This window comes from Kribbella soli, from assembly GCF_004331345.1.
Lineage (GTDB): Bacteria > Actinomycetota > Actinomycetes > Propionibacteriales > Kribbellaceae > Kribbella > Kribbella soli.
In genome coordinates, this window is record NZ_SJJZ01000003.1 from 1,426,619 (window position 1) to 1,442,766 (window position 16,148).

The window sequence follows — 16,148 nt, forward strand, 5'->3', positions numbered from 1 at the left end:
CCTGCGTGGCGGAACCATCAAGCCGCGACGAGCCTGTTCCGCTGCTCCCCCAGGCCGTCCGCCCACACCCGCAGTACGTCGCCCGCGCGTAGGTAGCGTGGTGGTTTTTGCCCCGCGCCTACGCCGGCCGGCGTGCCGGTGCTGATCACGTCGCCCGGGTAGAGCGTCATGAACTGCGAGATGTAGTGCACCAGGTGCGCGACGCCGAAGATCATCTCGGCCGTCGAACTGTCCTGCAGCGCCTCGCCGTTCACGTCCAGCCCGAGCTTGATCGCCTGCGGATCCGGCACCTCGTCCGCGGTCAGGATCCACGGACCGAGCGGGCAGAACGTCGCCGAGTTCTTGCCCTTGTCCCACTGCCCGCCGCGCTCGAGCTGGAAGTGCCGCTCGGACACGTCGTTCACCAGCACGTACCCGGCGACATGCTCCATCGCGGAGGCTTCGTCGGCGAGGTACGACGCCGTACGGCCGATCACCACGCCGAGCTCGACCTCCCAGTCGGTCTTCTCGCCGCCGCGCGGAATCACCACGTCGTCCTGCGCGCCGACCACGGTGTCCGGCGCCTTCATGAACAGGATCGGCTCGGCCGGCGCCGCCTGCCCGCCCTCGGCCGCGTGGTCGGCGTAGTTCAGTCCGACGCACACGATCTTCCCGGGGCTGAGCGGCGCGGCCGGCCGCACCGCCTCGAACTCCACCGCCGGGTCGGTTGCCGCGGCGGCTCGTTCGCGCCAGCGGTCCGGGTCGAACGCCTCCGACGTACCCGGCAACGTCACCACCCGGCCGTCATCGGCGAGTACGGCGTCGCGCAGTCCGTCGTCGGTGTGGATCCGGAGCAGTCTCACTTGTTCCTCCAACCAGAGTTCTTCGCCCAGTTCAGGTAGGCGATACCCAATGCGTGCGAGCCTTGCACCGGGACGAGCTGTGCGGCGTCGTACACGCGCAAGGACTGCTGATAGACCAGCAGATCCTGCTCGGCATAGGCACCCCAGCGTGCGCACTGCACCGCGTTCGCCGGTACCGCATCGCCGGTCCCGTCGACCCGGTACCAGACCTCGGTCGCGGACCGGATCAGCTTCTGCGTGAACGTCTTCGTGAAGCGCTGGATGTCCGTCGCGGGTCCGCCGGCGATCCCCGCGTCGTACGCCGCATGCACGAATTCGGTGCTGATCGCGGCGTGGCTCAGGTCCTCGATCTGCGTCGAGGCCGGGTACGACGGCGTGTACTCCGAGATCCCCGCGGTCTTCGGGTACCCGGTGTACAGCTGGCTGTACGGCGGCCAGTAGGTCCAGACGTAGGCGTCGCCAACGAGTCGTAGCGCGGGCTCGTACGCCTTCAGCATCTGCAGGACCCGGGTCCGGTAGCGCGGCTGCTTGGTCACGCGGAACAGCTCGACCAGCACCTGACCGATGCCCTGGCTCTGGTTGTACGGCTGGATCGTGCCGTCGAACGGGATCGGCGCCCCCTTCGGCCACACGTAGTCGCCGGTGCCGTCTGCGCGCGACACCCACTCCGGGTCATGGAACGCGACCGCCGCGGTCGCCGCGTCCAGAACCTCCCTCGCGAACTCCTGCCGCTCACCGCGCCGGAGCTTCGCGGACTGCAGCACCATCCGGGCGTAGCGGGCCAGCGGGAAGGCGATCATGCCGGTGTGCACCGCGAAGACGTAGTACTGCGACTTGAACGCGATCGTGGTCGCCGCCGGTGCGGGCGCGGCTGCGGGAGCCGTTCGCAGATCTACCGCGGTCCAGCGCAGCGACGCGTTGTAGGCGTTGTTGACCGCCGTCACGACGTACGTCGGCGACGCCGGGTCGAGGCTGACGGCGGGTAGCGTCACGACGGTCGTCGTGGCGGGGTTGCGGAGCACGAGGTCGAAGGTGCCGTTGGCAACATTCAGGACCTCGGCGGTCGATTCGGCCGACCTGATGCCGGCCCAGCGGAGTTGAACTGCCGGAGCGCCGTTGCCGTCGGGGAGCACGCCGTGGCCGGCGGTGTAGTTGCCGGCCGTGCGCCAGACCTTGCCGGACCGGCCGGCGTAGTCCTGGACGTGGCGAGCGTGGTCGGTGGTCTTCATCAGGTGGCGGGCGCGGTCCTCGAACGTTCGCAGGTAGCGCTCGTCCTGGTAGGCCTCGTACATCCGCAGCAGGCCGAGCAGGAAGTAGGACTCGCCCCAGGCGTACAAGCCGGCCTCGTTGTCCTGGGCGTTGGACGCGAGATATCCCGCCTGCGCCGCGTCGAACGCGGCCGGAGAGTCGTAGACGAGTGGATCGGCGGAGGCCGACAGGGCCGGGAGACCGGCCCAGGCGGCGACCCCGCCCGCGGCGGTGGTGAGTAGGAGCGTGCGGCGGCTGAGCTCAGGGTGCATCGGTGCCTCACAAACGAAGGGGTTGGGCGGGTGAGTGGGTGGGTCAGCCTTTGACTGCGCCGCCCATGCTGTTGAGGATGCGTTTCTGCAGCAGGAGAAAGACGAGGATGACCGGGACCAGCGAGATGACGGTGCCGGCGGCGAGACCGCGGACGTCGGTGCCGGAGACGCCGCTCAGGTAGGCGATCCCGAGTGCGATCGGGAACTTGGACTGGCTGGTCAGGACCACCAGCGGCCAGATGAAGCTGTTCCACACCGACACGAACCCGAGAATCGCCAGTACGGCGAGCGTCGGCGCGACGATCGGCACGCAGATCCGCCAGAAGATCGCGAACTCGTTCGCGCCGTCGACGCGGGCGGCCTCGACGATCTCGTCGGGGATCTGCGAGAACGCCTGGCGGAGCAGGAAGATCCCGAGCGACGACAGGATCGCGGGCAGGATCACCGCGGCGAACGTGTCGGTCAGCCCGAGCTCGCTCATCACCAGGAACCGCGGGATCAGCATCAGCTCGCCGGGCAGGAACATGATCGACAGGAACAGCATGAAGAACACCCCGCGGCCGCGGAACGCGATCCTGGCCAGCGGGTACGCCGTCAGCGCGGACACCACGAGGTACACCGGGACGGTGATGCCGACGTACAGCACCGAGTTCACCAGGAAGCGTGCGTACGGGATCGTCGTCCACGCCTCGCGGAACCACTCGAGTACCGGCGGCCGCGGGATCAGGTCGGGCGGGAACCCGAACACGTCCTGGCTGGCCGGCTTGGTCGCGGCACTGAGCAGGATCAGGAACGGCCCGATGAACAACGCGGCGACCACGATCAGCAGGACGTAGAGGCCGACGCGGCGCGCACTGATCCTCGGCGTACGCCGGTAAAGCCGCCTGGCCATCAGACGTCCCTCCGCCGCGTCACCAGCAGGTTGAAGCCGGCCAGGACGATCATGATCGCCCACAGCAGCAGGCCGACGGCGCTCGCATAGCCCATGTCGTAGTCCTCGAAGGCTTTCGACCAGATGTAGTAGCCGAGGGTGAGAGTGGAGTCGAGCGGCCCGCCGCGGGTCAGCACGTACACCGACTCGAAGGCACGCATCGCCTCGAGCATGCTGAGCACGAGCGTGACCGCGAACGTCGGCCGCAGCGACGGTACGACGACGTGCAGCAGCCGCTGCCACGCGTTCGCACCGTCGATCGTCGCCGCCTCGATCTGGTCCGACGGGACGGATTGCAACCCGGCCAGGTAGATCATCATGAACAGACCGGCGTTCTTCCACGCCTCCAGCAGCACGACCGTGGGCAGCGCCCAGTGCCGGTCGAGCAGGAAGTCGATCGGCCCGGCGCCGAACAGGCCGAGCACCCAGTTCACGACGCCCTCGCGGTTGAACACGTACCGCCAGGCGACTGCCACCGCGACCATCGACGTGATCACCGGCAGGTAGTAGAGCATCCGGAACGCCTGGATCGCGCGCAGCTTGAGGTTCACCAGCATCGCCAGGAACAGCGGCGCGACCACGGTCAGCGGCAGGAACATCAGCACGAACAGCAGCGAGTTCCGCAGCGCGATCCAGACCCGCGGGTCGTGGGCCAGCCGGACGAAGTTGTCCAGCCCGGAGAAGCGCACCGGATGCACGATGTCGTAGTCGGAGAACGCGAGCTGGATCGCGATCACGGCCGGCCACGCGAACATCGCGGCGTAGAACAGCAGCCCGGGCAGCATGAACACGTACGGCGTGTACCAATGCTGACCCACCACGCGGCCACGGAGACCCGGCATACATTGCTCCTCGTGTCTGAAACCCGGATTTCAGATACCAAGCTGACCGGAACCGTAACGCAGAACCCACCGGCTCGGAAGCGGTAACTCCAGAAAATTTCGGCATCTTCCGTTGACTCGCGCGATCAGATGGCGAACACTCTGGTGTCTGTAAGCCAGGTTTAGGACATTCCCTCCCGAGGAGCCAATGATGGCCCGACTCCGACTCACCGCTGTTGTCGCCACGCTCGTCCTCGCACTCACCGGCTGTATGTCCGGCAGTCCCGCGGGCGGTGGTGACGACCAGAAACAGTCCGGCGACGCCTACTCCGGTGACGTCGAGTGGTGGACGATCAACCTGCAGAAGAACTACGGGCCGGACATCCAGAAGTGGATCGACGCCTACCAGAAGGAGCACCCGAAGGTCTCGATCAAGTGGGTCGACGTACCGGGTGCCGACATCACCACCAAACTGCTGGCGGCGATCGCCAGCGGCAAGGTGCCGGACGTCGTCAACTTCACCTCCTCGACCACCGGCCTGTTCGCCGGCTCGATGGCCGACCTGGGCTCGTTGTTCAGCCAGGAGGACGTCGCCGCGTACCTGCCGAACCTGACCGAGCCGTTGGTTGTCGACGGCAAGCGCATCGCGATCCCGTGGTACAACGGCGGCACGTCGCTGGCGTTCTACAACAAGGATCTGCTGGCCAAGGCCGGCTTCGACGCGGCCAAGCCGCCGAAGACGTACGACGACGCGCTCACGCTGGCGAAGACGTACCACGACGCGACCGGCAAGTCGGCGACCAACTTCATGGCGTACTCCAGCGTGGTGCAGGCGAACGGCATCCCGCTGCTGTCGGAGGACGCGAAGAAGGCCGCCTTCAACACCCCAGAGGCCCTCGCGCTGCTGGAGAAGTTCAAGCCGCTCTTCAGCTCGGGCGCGATCGCCCCCGGAAGCCTCAGCGAGAACCCGCGGGACATGCCGCAGTCGCTGGAGAACAAGGGGATCGCGTTCAACCCGGCCGCTGTGTCGAGCTCACTGCTGAACGTCGAGAAGAACGCGCCCGCGGTCTACTCGTCGATCACGGTCGGACCGCCGGTGACCGGTGCCGACGGCAAGTTCTACATGCCCGGCCAGCAGGTGATGGGTATCCCCGCGAAGTCGGACAACCAGGCTGCCGCGGCCGCCTGGCTCAAGTACGTCGCCGCGCCCGAGCAGCAGCTCGCGCTGTGCAAGCTGGTGCCGATCTACCCGTCCTCGGTGAAGGCGCTCGCGGACCCGTTCTTCACCGAGATCACCGGGACCACGCCGGCCGACCAGGCGCGGAAGATCCTGGTCGACACCTTCAAACAGAGCGTGGACGCCTCGATGGGGTCCGGCAACGACGAGCAGTTGCGGCAGCTGTTCGACGACCAGGTGCGGGCGTTCATGTCCGGCACCAAGTCGGCGAAGCAGGCACTGGACGACGCCGAGAAGGCGTGGAACGACACACTGGCGAAGGGCAAGTAGACGTGACGGAGAAGCTCCGGATCGGGATCGTCGGCGCCGGGATCATGGGGCGTGGCAACGCGTTGTCGTTGTCCGGCCGGGCCGACGCCGAGATCACGGCGGTGACCAGCCGATCGGCGGACCCGGCCGCGCAGCTTGCGGACGAGATCGCCGAGCGGGGTGCGCCACGGCCGGCGATCCATCCCGACCTCGGCACCCTGCTCGCCGACGATGCCGTGGACGCCGTCGTGCTGACCACGCCGGACGACGTCCACGGCGAGATGATGGTCCGCGCCGCGGAGGCCGGGAAGCACATCCTGGTGGAGAAGCCGATGACCACGTCGGTCGCGGAGGCCGATGCCGCGGTGAAGGCGATCCGCGAGAACGGCGTGATCGCGATGTGCCTGTTCAACCACCGGTGGGTTCCGGCGTACGCCCAGGCCTACGAGCTGCTCGCGGACCTCGGCGACGCCGCGGTCGCGTACGCGCGCAAGGACGACACGATCTTCGTGCCGACCGAGATGCTGTCGTGGGCCGATCGCACGACCTGCGCCTGGTTCCTGTCCAGCCATGACATCGACCTGGTGTCGTGGCTGCTGCGCGACCAGGTGCGCCGGGTCTACGCGACCGCGCGCTGGGGCAAACTCCGGTCGCTCGGGATCGAGACGCCGGACGCGATCCAGATCCAGGCGGAGTACTCGCGCGGCGCGGTGGCGACGTTCGAGTCCGCGTGGATCTACCCGAACACGTTCCCGACGACGGTCGACTCGTACGTCGCGGTGGTGGCGGACAACGGTGTGGTGCAGCTGGATCGGCAGCGGGAGAACGTCGTACTGGCCAAGCCGGACAGCTACAGCTATCCGCGGAACATGCTGCAGCGGGTCATGCACGGCATCCCGTCCGGTGCGTACGCCGATGCGATCGCGCACTGGGTCGACTGCTGCCGCACCGGCAGGGAACCGCTGATCACGATCGAGAGCAGCCGCAACGTCACCGCCGTACTCGAGGCCGCGCACCTGTCGATCGAGACGCGCCAGCCCGTCGACGTCTCCATGCTGGTCGCATGAGCGGAGGACCTGAGAAGCCTCGGCACATCGACGGGCGCGTCAATCGGATCGGGACGGACGAGCTGATCAAGGCGTTCGGCTCACCTGCCGGCGATCTGGCGGGTCTCCGCGCGTTTGTGGGTGAGCAGCTGAGGCGGCCGGCCTGGCCGTTGCCGGAATGGGCTGAGGCGACTCGGTCCACGCCTGCCGCGGACGCCGTACTGGCAGCTGCTGCTCCGCTGCTGGACGGCGTGGATGTGACCGGGAAGGGACGTGGTCGGTCGCTGCTGTACGGCTTCCACTACCTCGGATGGCTCGCGCCTGGAGCGCAGGCGTGGTTGCTGACCGGTGACGAGCGCTACCTGCGCGCGTTCGAGGAGCACCTCGATCAGTGGGTGGAGCAGCGCGACTCGGTGACCGGTGAATGGCCGGGGCTCGACGTCATCTGGTACTCACTCGGCACCTGGGCCCGCTGTCGCAGCTTGCTGCCGACACTCGAGGTCCTGACGTCCTCGCCGCTGTCCGACCGTGTGTGGGGTCGGCTGGTCGCGACACTCGTCGGCGGAGCCCGCTGGTCGTACGACGAACACGACGTCTTCCGGCACGGGAACTGGCAACTGGTGTGCGCGACGGAGCTGCTGCACCTCAGCGCCGTACTGCCATCTCTCGTGGAGTCCGCGGCGTGGGCGGACCGTGCGCGGCAGCGGATCGAGGAGCACCTGCTGCTGGACATCTATCCGGACGGTGGGCACTACGAACGCTCACCTGGGTACCACCGGATGGTGTTGACGGCTCTGCAGACTGCTGCGCGGATCGACCCGGCAGTGGCGGCGCATCCCCGTTTTGCCGCGATGCATACGTGGATGTGCGAGCTGGTGTCGTCGGGTGGCTGGCTGCCGCATTTGCAGGACAGTGGGATCGAGTGGCCGGCAGCGTCGTTGCTGCGCGGCAGCTACCTGCTGAACGAGCCTGTCTTCGCGCGGGTTGCAGCGCAGTGGATGTCACCGTCGGAGTTCGCTACGGAGGTGGCGACGTTTCCTGCTTGGCCGGAGCGTCAGGATCGCTGGCTGTCGCCAGGCGCGGTTCCTGAGTTGCCACAGGCGACTGTGCTGCCGGAGTCGGGGTACACGATCCTGCGGAGCCCTGAGCTGCGTGCGGTGATCAACCACGGCCCGCACGTCGAGCACGAGTTGGAGTCGCACTCACACCGCGCCGTACTGGACCTGGTGCTGGACGGGTGGCAGCAGCCGTTGCTCTGGGAGGCGGGTGGTCCGCCGAGCTACGACGATCCGGAGTACCTGACGTGGTTCCAGTCGGGCCGCGGCCACAACACCGTCCTCGTCGACGACCAGGAGCTCTCGACGGACCGCGGTGTGCTCGTCGACCCACTCGTCGACACCAACGTGCTCGCCGTCTTCTCCGGCCGCCACCACGGCAATGGTGTAGAGCAGAGCCGAACGGTCGCACTGGTCCGCGAGAGCCCGTCGTACGTCGTTGTCACCGACCACGCGCCGGACGAGCGCACCTTCCGTGCTTGCTGGCATGCGCTGCACCCGTGGCGTGAAGTGGGGCCGCTGGCGTACGACGCCTCCGCGCCCGACGGACCGGGCTTGTTGCTGATCGACGCCGGTGAACCTGCTGCAGTTGAGCTGACCGAAGGTGTGGCTCGTCATCCGGTGCTGGAGCGTCGGGCGGCTGAATACGGCCCGCTGCATTCGCTCACGTTGACACGGTCGACCGGCGACTTCACGACGGTACTGGTGCCGCACGCCGGGGCTGAACCGGGCGACGTGTCGGTGGATCGGGTCGATGGTGAGCTGGTGGTCGCCCTCGACGGGACGGTCGACCGGATCGGGCAGTCCACGTGGACACGCACCGTCGACGGTCAGTTGTCCTGGGCAACCGGATGGCGGGTGCGGACGCTGCCGACCCTCCTTCGGGCGGCTGACGACGTCGACGTACTGGCCAGGCCGTCCGGCGACAGGATGCACTTCGAGGTGACCTGTTCAGGACGCTGCGGGCTGTGGATTCGGGCCCGCGGCGAGATCAGGCTCAACGGGATGCCGGTCGACGCAGTCGTCGAGGACGAGTGGGCGCACTTGACTCTTCCGTACGCCGGGGCGTGGACTGTTGACGGGGTTCGCTATGAGTGACGATGTGACGAGCGGGTGGTTCGACGCGCGGATCGTCACCGGCGCGCATCCTGCCTCGCTGCTCCCGCCAACCGACCGGGACGCGATCGCCGCGCACCTCGACCGCTACGCGCTGTCCGGCGCCCTGGTGAGCGCGATGGCCTCGTGGTTGCACCACCCGATCGGCGGCAACGCGGAAGCCTCCGCGATCGCGCACAGCCTGGCCGACCGCGGCGTACTGGCGTGCTGGACCGCGGTCCCCGCGACATCCGGCGAGCTCGACTCCCTCACTGCCCTGGTCGATCGCGCGGTCGACGACGGCGTCGCGGCTTTCCGCATCCACCCCGCGTCGCACGGCTTCTCCCCCGCTCTGCTCGACGAGCTGTACGACGCACTTCAGACCAACCGCCTGCCGCTGTGCGTCGACGCCGCGGAACTCTCCTGGCCGGACCTGACCACAATCGCGACCCGCTTCCCGGAGCTGCCGATCGTCGTGTCGAACCTCGGCTACCGCAAGCTCCGCGAACTCTGGGCCGCGCTGGTCGGCCACACCAATGTCTTCATCGATCTCGTCGACTTCGCCGCGCACCAGGGCGTCGAGTGGCTCGCCGCCAACGACCTCGCCGACCGGTTGCTGTTCGCGACCGGTCTAGGGGTCCGCGATCCCGGCGAGAGCATCGTCCGGCTCGCGTGGTCCGGTCTCGACGACGCGACGGTACGCCTGGTCGGCTCGGAGAACGCGCGCCGGCTGCTGCACGGAGTACGAGCATGATCGGGCGCCTGCCGCAGCATCGGATCGTCGACGTGCACGCGCACCTCGGCCCGTACTCGCTGTTCTTCATCCCCGAGTCGGACGCCGCGACGATGGTCGCGGTGATGGATCGGACCGGGACCGACGTCACCGTGCTCGCGGCGAACCGCGCGATCCAGCAGGACGCCCACCTCGGCAACTCGCAGTCGCTCGCTGCGGTCGACGCGTACCCGGACCGGATCGCGGCGTACGCGGTCATCAACCCGTGGCAGGAGCCGGAGCGCGAGCTCGAGCGGCTCGCGGGCGACGACCGGTTCGTCGGTATCAAGGTGCATCCGAGCCTGCACCGGTACCCGGTCACCGGCGCGCGGTACGCCGCGGTGTGGGAGTTCGCCGAGTCCACCGGTTGCCCCGTGCTCAGTCACTCCGAGCACCAGTCGCCGTACGACGCGCCGCGGCTGTTCGAGGCGGTCGCGGAGCGCTACCCGGGTACGTCGGTGGTCCTCGGGCACGCCGGGATCACACCGGCCGGGGTGGACGAGGCGATCGAGGCCGCGCGTCGGTACGACTCGCTCTGGCTGGAGGTGTGCGGCTCGCAGATGACTGGGCCGCTGATCCGCGCGATGGTCGACCAGGTGGGCAGCGGGCGGGTCCTGTTCGGGTCCGACTTCCCCTTCATCGACCAACGCATGTCGCTCGGCCGGGTGGTCTGTGCACCACTGACGGAGAGTCAACGCCAAGATGTTCTCAGCGGGAACGCCCGCAAGCTGTTCCGGTGGCGGCCGCTGCCGGGAGAACGAGGGGTTGGCCAATGACGGAAGAGATGCAGCAGTCCGAACCAGTGTCCGGCGAGCGGTTGCCCGCGGTGACGGTCGGGCTGTTCGGACCGCGCCGACTGGTCAAGACGATGTCGGAGGTCGGCCAGGAGGTCGCAGAGCGGTCCGTGCACGGCGTGCGGTTCCTGACCGGCGGGTACGACGACCTGTCCGAGGCCGAGGAGCGCTACCTGCGGCTGCGGGACCGGATCGACGCGGCGGTGTTCCCCGGCCCGTGGGCGTTCGACCTGGCGACGACCGGCCACTGGCTCACCGTCCCGTCGACCCACCTGCCACTGACCGGCGCCGCGCTGTACGCCGCCCTGCTAAGGGCCTCGTTGACGATCAAGGACGTCGACCTGAGCCGGGTCAGCATCGACTCGCTCTCGCTCGCGGACGTCTCCGAGGCGTACAGCGAGATCGGCCTCGACACCGCCCAGGTGTACGACGTCCCGTACGAGGGCCCCGAATCGGTCGCGGGATTCGCGGCCTTCCACCGGGAGAAGTGGGAACGCCAGCACACCACGGTGGCGCTGACCACGATCCTGGCCGTGGAACGTGAGCTGCGCGCGGACGGCGTACCGGTGATGCGGATCGCTCCGACGCGGTCGAGCGTGCGGGATGCGCTGGAGACCGCCGTACTGCTCGGACAGGGCACCAGGATGGGAGCGCATCAGCTGGCGATGATCGCCGTACAGGTCATTCCGACCGGTGCGTCACGGGCCGAGTCGGGTGACTACTGGCAGCAGGAGCTGGCGTTGTCGACGCACCAGAAGCTGCTGTCCGAGGCCCGCCAGGTCGGTGCGTCAGTCACGCGCCGGTCCGACACGCTCTTCCTGGTCACCACGACGTACGGCGCTCTTCTGCGCCTGACTGAACAGTTCGCGGTTGCACCCTTCCTGGGTGCGTTGACTGCACAGCTCGGCGTACCTGTCGCTGTAGGCGCCGGCACTGGCCAGACCGCTCGTGCTGCTGAGGCAAACGCACTCATGGCTGTTGAGGACTCGGTCGCGGCAGGCGGCAAGGTGGCCGTGTACCTGGACGGCAGCAGCGACCGGGTGGACCTCGAGCCGGGCCCTGCGACGACTGACTCCGCACCTGTCGACGGCACGTCGCCGATCGACCAGCGGGCGCTGGAGATCGTCACGTCGATCGCCTCTGCCATGAGCTCGACTCCTGGCCGGCAGGTGGTCGTGGACGTCGAGAGCGTCGCCGCGATCATGCAGGTCACCCAAAGGACCGGACGCCGGATGCTGAAGGAGCTGGTCGAGGCAGGTCTCGCCTGGCCGCTGCCACCGGCTCGCTCGACCGCTGGCGGCCGGCCACGCCAGCAGTTCCGCCTGCTCACCGAGAAGCTCGACTGACCTTTTGGAGAAGCCTGTGCAGACTCGCCGTCACGACCAAGCAGACCGCCTGTACGCGCGCGCCCGACAGGTGATCGCGGGCGGTGTCTCCAGCGACGCACGGCGCGCCGACCGGCCCCTGTTCGTGGACCATGCCCGCGGCGCGGAGCTGTGGGACGTGGACGGCAACAGGTACCTGGACTACGTGCTCGGCCAGGGCCCCAACCTGCTAGGCCATGCCGCACCACTTGTCGCCGACGCAGTCTCCGACCAGGTACGCCGTGGCGTCGCGTACGCCGCCCAGCACGAACTGGAGGCACAGGTCGCCGAACGCCTGTGCAGCATGGTGCCCGCGGCGGAACTGGTCCGCTTCAACAGCGTCGGTTCGGAGGCGGTGCACGGCGCGATCCGGCTGGCCCGCGGCCACACCGGGCGCCCGAAGATCGTGAAGTTCGAGGGCAACTACCACGGCTGGCTCGACCCGGTCCTGTACAGCGTGCACCCGGACCTCGCCCTGGCCGGCGACGCCCGGCACCCCACCGCGGTCGGCGGTACGGCGGGACAGCCGCGGCACGACGCGGACGACCTGATCGTCCTGCCCTACAACGATCTGCCTGCTGTCGCTGAGGTGTTTGCGCGCAGCGCGGACGAGATCGCCGCGGTCATCCTCGAGCCGCTGCTCTGCAACACCGGCTGCATCACGCCAGCACCTGGTTACCTCGAAGGACTACGGGAGCTGACCCAGCAGCACGGGTCGTTGCTGATCTTCGACGAGATCATTACCGGGTTCCGGGTCGCTCCGGGCGGGGCGGGCGAACTGCTCGGCGTCGTACCCGATCTGGCCGCGTTCGGGAAAGCGATGGCCGGCGGTATGCAGGTGTCCGCACTGGTCGGCTCGGCCGAGGTGATGGGGACGATCGCGGACGGCAAGGTCGCCCACGCCGGGACGTTCAACTCGCATCCGGTGGGGATGGCGGCGGCCGACGCCGTACTGCGTCATCTCGACGAGCACCGCGACGCCGTGTACCCACCGCTGACCGCGGCAGGCCAACGATTGATGGCCGGCCTGCGCGCGGCAGCTTCGAAGCATGGGGTGCCGCTGCTCGTGGACGGGCCCGGTCCGGTGTTCCAGACGTACATCACGGACCAGGCCGCGGTCACGGACTACCGCACGTTCGCTGCCTGCGACCGGGCCGCGATGACTCGGTTCCACGCGGGGCTGTTCGCTGCCGGGATCAGCATCGTCCCGCGAGGGTTGTGGTTCCTGTCCACCGAGCACACCGCGGACCAGGTCGACGAAACTATCGCGGTAGCGGAGTCAGTGCTTTCTTCCCTGTAGGCAACGGATCGAAGGGCTTACGGTCCTGGTTGCAGGTCGCGCCGTCCGCCGGGGCCTTCAGCTGGGTCAGGTAGTCGGTGATCATCGCGTCGGCACACGTGCTCTTGCCGATCGTGGTGTGCCCGTAGCCCTCGACAGTGACCATCCGGGCGTCCGGGTACAGGTCGGCGTACGGGCGGGTGGCCTCGTACGGCGTGGCCGGGTCGTGGCGCGTGCCGAACACGAGGACGGGCTGCTTCACGTTGTTCTGCCACGGGCCGCGGAAGTCGTCGGTGTCGCGGATCCCCAGGAACTCGCACTGGATTCCGATCCAGGCGCGGTAGCGGCCGAAGTGCGGGGCGCGTTTGTCGGCGGCAGCGGCGTACGACGGGTACGCCAGCGGGCGGCCGGACTGCGTCGCCTCGACGCACGGCTGGAGCGCGCTGCCGATCGAGGTCGTGTAGTCCTCCTTGCGGCGGTTCCACTCAATCAGTGCGTCCGGCGCCTTCGCTGCCTTCTTCGCGGTGGACTGCTGGTTCAGCTGGGCCCACATCTCTGCGAGCGCAGGGAAACCGGCCGGGTCGTAGAGGTTCGAGAACGTGATCGCCACCGCCACGGCGTACGTCACTGTCAGCGTGGAGCCGTCCGGCAGGGCGACGACGACCGGGTGGGTCTTCAGCCGCTCCAGCGTGCTCTCCACGACGGTCTTCGGGTCGCCGAGCTCGTTCAACACACAGTTCGCGGCGGCCTTCTTGCATTCGGCGAGGAACTGCTCGTACGTGTCGTACGCGCCCTCGCCCTGCTTCAGGCGGACACCAACCGGGTTCGGGTCGCCGTTCGAGCCGGAGTACCACTCGGGGCTCAGCGTGCCGTCGAGGACCAGCGCACGGACCTTGTTCGGGAAGAGCTTGGCGTACGTCGCACCGAGGTACGTGCCGTACGAGTAGCCGACGTACGACAGCTTCTGGTCGCCGACCGCCTGCCGCAGCAGGTCCATGTCCCGGGCAACGTTCGCGGTCGAGTAGTGCGCGAGCCGGTCCGGCGACGTGGTCCGGCAGTTGATCGCCAGCTTCGCAGCGTCCACGATGAACCGGCGTTCTTCCTTCGCGGTCACGGGGAACGCCGGGAGATTCGCCAGCGCCTCCGACTCCTCGGCCGCGGTCGGATAACAGGTGGCCGGATCCGAACGGCTCACGCCGCGCGGGTCGAACCCGAGGATGTCGAACTTCGCCCGAACCTCCGGGGTGTAGATCTGCTGACCAACCTGCTGCACCAGGTCGACACCGGAGCCGCCGGGGCCACCGGGATTCGTGAACAGCGTGCCGACCTTGTGCGCCGGGTCGCCGGCCGGCAGCCGGGTCAACGCGATCGTGGTGGTCGGACCGTGTGGGTTGTCGTAGTCGGTCGGGACCTCGACAGTCGCGCACTGGAACGGCTTCAGTTTTTGATCGGTTCCACAGGTACCCCACGCGATCTTCGGTACGACGGACTTCGCCTGGGCCACTGCGGTCGTCATCGGCGTCAGCAGGACCAGGGCCACGCCGGCAACAGACAGTCTTCGAAGGATTCTTCTGGGCGTCATGTCACCGACCGTAGGCGGGCCGGTCCTCCCGTCGCGTCCACCACGAGAAGGAGGCCGGGAACCCGTCTGCTGACGGACCCGGCCTCCTGCTGAAGCGTGAACTACTTACACGTGAAGGGCTTACGCGCTCTTCTCGCGGCGGTCGCGCTTGGTGCGCTCGATCTGGTCGCGCGGGATCAGCGTGGGGTTCACGTTCTCCAGCACGACCTCGCCGGTGACGACGACCTTCGCGACGTCCTCGCGGCTCGGCACCTCGTACATCACGTTGAGGAGAACCTCTTCCATGATCGCCCGCAGGCCACGGGCACCGGTGCCGCGGAGCAGCGCCTGGTCCGCGATCGCCTCGACCGCGTCCTCGTCGAACTCCAGTTCGACGTTGTCGATCTCGAAGAGCCGCCGGTACTGCTTGACCAGCGCGTTCTTCGGCTCGGACAGGATCTTGATCAGCGCGTCGCGGTCCAGCGGCGAGACGGTCGTGATGACCGGGAGCCGGCCAATGAACTCGGGGATCAGACCGAACTTGAGCAGGTCCTCCGGCATCACGTCGGCGTACCCGCCGAGCTCCTTCGGCTTCTCCGGCTCACGCGAGGTGTTGAAGCCCAGCGTCTTCTTGCCGACCCGCTGCTCGACCATGTGGTCCAGGCCGGCGAACGCGCCGCCGACGATGAACAGCACGTTGGTCGTGTCGATCTGGATGAACTCCTGGTGCGGGTGCTTGCGGCCGCCCTGCGGGGGCACGCTCGCCGTCGTCCCTTCGAGGATCTTCAGCAGCGCCTGCTGCACGCCCTCGCCGGAGACGTCCCGGGTGATCGACGGGTTCTCGCTCTTGCGGGCGATCTTGTCGACCTCGTCGATGTAGATGATCCCGGTCTCGGCCTTCTTGACGTCGTAGTCCGCGGCCTGGATCAGCTTCAGCAGGATGTTCTCGACGTCCTCACCGACGTACCCGGCCTCGGTCAGCGCCGTCGCGTCCGCGATCGCGAACGGGACGTTCAGCATCCGGGCGAGCGTCTGGGCGAGGTAGGTCTTGCCGCAGCCCGTCGGGCCGATCAGCAGGATGTTCGACTTGGCCAGCTCAACGGCCTCGTCCTTCGCGTGCCGGCCGGCGCTGGAGGCGCCCTGGCCGTCGCGGACCCGCTTGTAGTGGTTGTAGACCGCCACCGCGAGTGCCTTCTTGGCCACGTCCTGACCGACGACGTACGCGTTGAGGAAGTCGTAGATCTCGCGCGGCTTCGGCAGCTCGGTGAGACCGACCTCGGAGCCCTCGTTCAGCTCCTCCTCGATGATCTCGTTGCAGAGATCGATGCATTCGTCGCAGATATAGACGCCGGGACCGGCGATGAGCTTCTTGACCTGCTTCTGACTCTTGCCGCAGAACGAGCACTTGAGCAGGTCGCCGCCGTCACCAATGCGTGCCACCGGGGCAGATCCCTTCTATGCGAGTCGAACCATGGGCCAAGGAGGGCGTGGGCCGCAGGAACCGGGACGGTCTCAGTGCCCCGATCCGATTTCGACGGTACCCCGTCCGGGGCCGAAAAACCGCGCTCGCCACCGGGTTGTG

The 16,148-nt window shown here is 68.0% G+C and carries 13 protein-coding genes; 7 read left to right on the plus strand and 6 right to left on the minus strand.

The annotated features are described in order from the left end of the window. Positions 1 to 17 precede the first annotated feature (17 nt). From E0H45_RS29615 to E0H45_RS29630, 4 genes are read right to left on the minus strand one after another with little or no spacing between them, the layout of a single operon-like run. On the minus strand, positions 18 to 842 hold the full coding sequence (locus tag E0H45_RS29615; protein WP_238155362.1) for a fumarylacetoacetate hydrolase family protein: 825 nt from the start codon (positions 840 to 842) through the stop codon (positions 18 to 20). Next, a complete protein-coding gene (locus tag E0H45_RS29620; protein WP_131343309.1) occupies positions 839 to 2,362 on the minus strand; it encodes a hypothetical protein in 1,524 nt (507 codons plus the stop codon). Before E0H45_RS29620 ends, E0H45_RS29615 begins: the two co-directional genes overlap by 4 nt. Before the next feature lie 43 nt (positions 2,363 to 2,405). Then, the gene (locus E0H45_RS29625) at positions 2,406 to 3,254 is read right to left on the minus strand and encodes a carbohydrate ABC transporter permease (protein ID WP_131343311.1); all 849 of its coding nucleotides are present in this window, start codon (positions 3,252 to 3,254) and stop codon (positions 2,406 to 2,408) included. Then, positions 3,254 to 4,135 carry a carbohydrate ABC transporter permease gene (locus E0H45_RS29630; RefSeq protein ID WP_131343313.1) on the minus strand — a complete coding sequence of 294 codons (882 nt, stop codon included), beginning with the start codon at positions 4,133 to 4,135 and terminating at the stop codon, positions 3,254 to 3,256. Before E0H45_RS29630 ends, E0H45_RS29625 begins: the two co-directional genes overlap by 1 nt. Before the next feature lie 190 nt (positions 4,136 to 4,325). Here E0H45_RS29630 and E0H45_RS29635 point away from each other — a divergent pair, with 190 nt between their 5' ends. The 7 genes from E0H45_RS29635 to E0H45_RS29665 are packed head-to-tail and all read left to right on the plus strand — an operon-like array spanning position 4,326 to position 13,026. Further along, positions 4,326 to 5,621 (plus strand): ABC transporter substrate-binding protein, encoded by a 1,296-nt coding sequence (locus E0H45_RS29635; RefSeq protein WP_165546631.1) that lies wholly within the window; start codon positions 4,326 to 4,328, stop codon positions 5,619 to 5,621. A gap of 2 nt (positions 5,622 to 5,623) precedes the next feature. Further along, positions 5,624 to 6,667 carry a Gfo/Idh/MocA family protein gene (locus E0H45_RS29640; protein WP_238155363.1) on the plus strand — a complete coding sequence of 348 codons (1,044 nt, stop codon included), beginning with the start codon at positions 5,624 to 5,626 and terminating at the stop codon, positions 6,665 to 6,667. Beyond that, on the plus strand, positions 6,664 to 8,799 hold the full coding sequence (locus E0H45_RS29645; protein WP_131343317.1) for a heparinase II/III family protein: 2,136 nt from the start codon (positions 6,664 to 6,666) through the stop codon (positions 8,797 to 8,799). Before E0H45_RS29640 ends, E0H45_RS29645 begins: the two co-directional genes overlap by 4 nt. After that, positions 8,792 to 9,550 (plus strand): amidohydrolase family protein, encoded by a 759-nt coding sequence (locus E0H45_RS29650; protein ID WP_131343319.1) that lies wholly within the window; start codon positions 8,792 to 8,794, stop codon positions 9,548 to 9,550. Before E0H45_RS29645 ends, E0H45_RS29650 begins: the two co-directional genes overlap by 8 nt. Further along, a complete protein-coding gene (locus tag E0H45_RS29655) occupies positions 9,547 to 10,344 on the plus strand; it encodes an amidohydrolase family protein (RefSeq protein ID WP_131343321.1) in 798 nt (265 codons plus the stop codon). Before E0H45_RS29650 ends, E0H45_RS29655 begins: the two co-directional genes overlap by 4 nt. After that, the gene (locus tag E0H45_RS29660; protein ID WP_131343323.1) at positions 10,341 to 11,708 is read left to right on the plus strand and encodes a hypothetical protein; all 1,368 of its coding nucleotides are present in this window, start codon (positions 10,341 to 10,343) and stop codon (positions 11,706 to 11,708) included. The genes E0H45_RS29655 and E0H45_RS29660 overlap by 4 nt, the downstream gene beginning before the upstream one ends. A gap of 16 nt (positions 11,709 to 11,724) precedes the next feature. Then, positions 11,725 to 13,026 carry an aspartate aminotransferase family protein gene (locus E0H45_RS29665; protein ID WP_165546632.1) on the plus strand — a complete coding sequence of 434 codons (1,302 nt, stop codon included), beginning with the start codon at positions 11,725 to 11,727 and terminating at the stop codon, positions 13,024 to 13,026. On the opposite strand, the gene E0H45_RS29670 is transcribed toward E0H45_RS29665, so the two are convergent. Both E0H45_RS29670 and clpX read right to left on the minus strand, forming a co-directional pair. Continuing rightward, positions 12,989 to 14,587 (minus strand): alpha/beta hydrolase, encoded by a 1,599-nt coding sequence (locus tag E0H45_RS29670; RefSeq protein ID WP_131343327.1) that lies wholly within the window; start codon positions 14,585 to 14,587, stop codon positions 12,989 to 12,991. The two genes, E0H45_RS29665 and E0H45_RS29670, sit on opposite strands and share 38 nt — an antisense overlap. Positions 14,588 to 14,707: 120 nt before the next feature. Beyond that, a complete protein-coding gene (clpX, locus tag E0H45_RS29675) occupies positions 14,708 to 16,006 on the minus strand; it encodes an ATP-dependent Clp protease ATP-binding subunit ClpX (RefSeq protein WP_131343329.1) in 1,299 nt (432 codons plus the stop codon). Positions 16,007 to 16,148: the final 142 nt, after the last annotated feature.

Coding starts and splice junctions, on each gene's coding strand:
- E0H45_RS29620 (WP_131343309.1), bottom strand. CDS start 2,362: ATGCACCCTGAGCTCAGCCGCCGCACGCTCCTACTCACCACCGCCGCG.
- E0H45_RS29625 (WP_131343311.1), bottom strand. CDS start 3,254: ATGGCCAGGCGGCTTTACCGGCGTACGCCGAGGATCAGTGCGCGCCGC.
- E0H45_RS29630 (WP_131343313.1), bottom strand. CDS start 4,135: ATGCCGGGTCTCCGTGGCCGCGTGGTGGGTCAGCATTGGTACACGCCG.
- E0H45_RS29635 (WP_165546631.1), top strand. CDS start 4,326: ATGGCCCGACTCCGACTCACCGCTGTTGTCGCCACGCTCGTCCTCGCA.
- E0H45_RS29645 (WP_131343317.1), top strand. CDS start 6,664: ATGAGCGGAGGACCTGAGAAGCCTCGGCACATCGACGGGCGCGTCAAT.
- E0H45_RS29650 (WP_131343319.1), top strand. CDS start 8,792: ATGAGTGACGATGTGACGAGCGGGTGGTTCGACGCGCGGATCGTCACC.
- E0H45_RS29655 (WP_131343321.1), top strand. CDS start 9,547: ATGATCGGGCGCCTGCCGCAGCATCGGATCGTCGACGTGCACGCGCAC.
- E0H45_RS29660 (WP_131343323.1), top strand. CDS start 10,341: ATGACGGAAGAGATGCAGCAGTCCGAACCAGTGTCCGGCGAGCGGTTG.
- E0H45_RS29670 (WP_131343327.1), bottom strand. CDS start 14,587: ATGACGCCCAGAAGAATCCTTCGAAGACTGTCTGTTGCCGGCGTGGCC.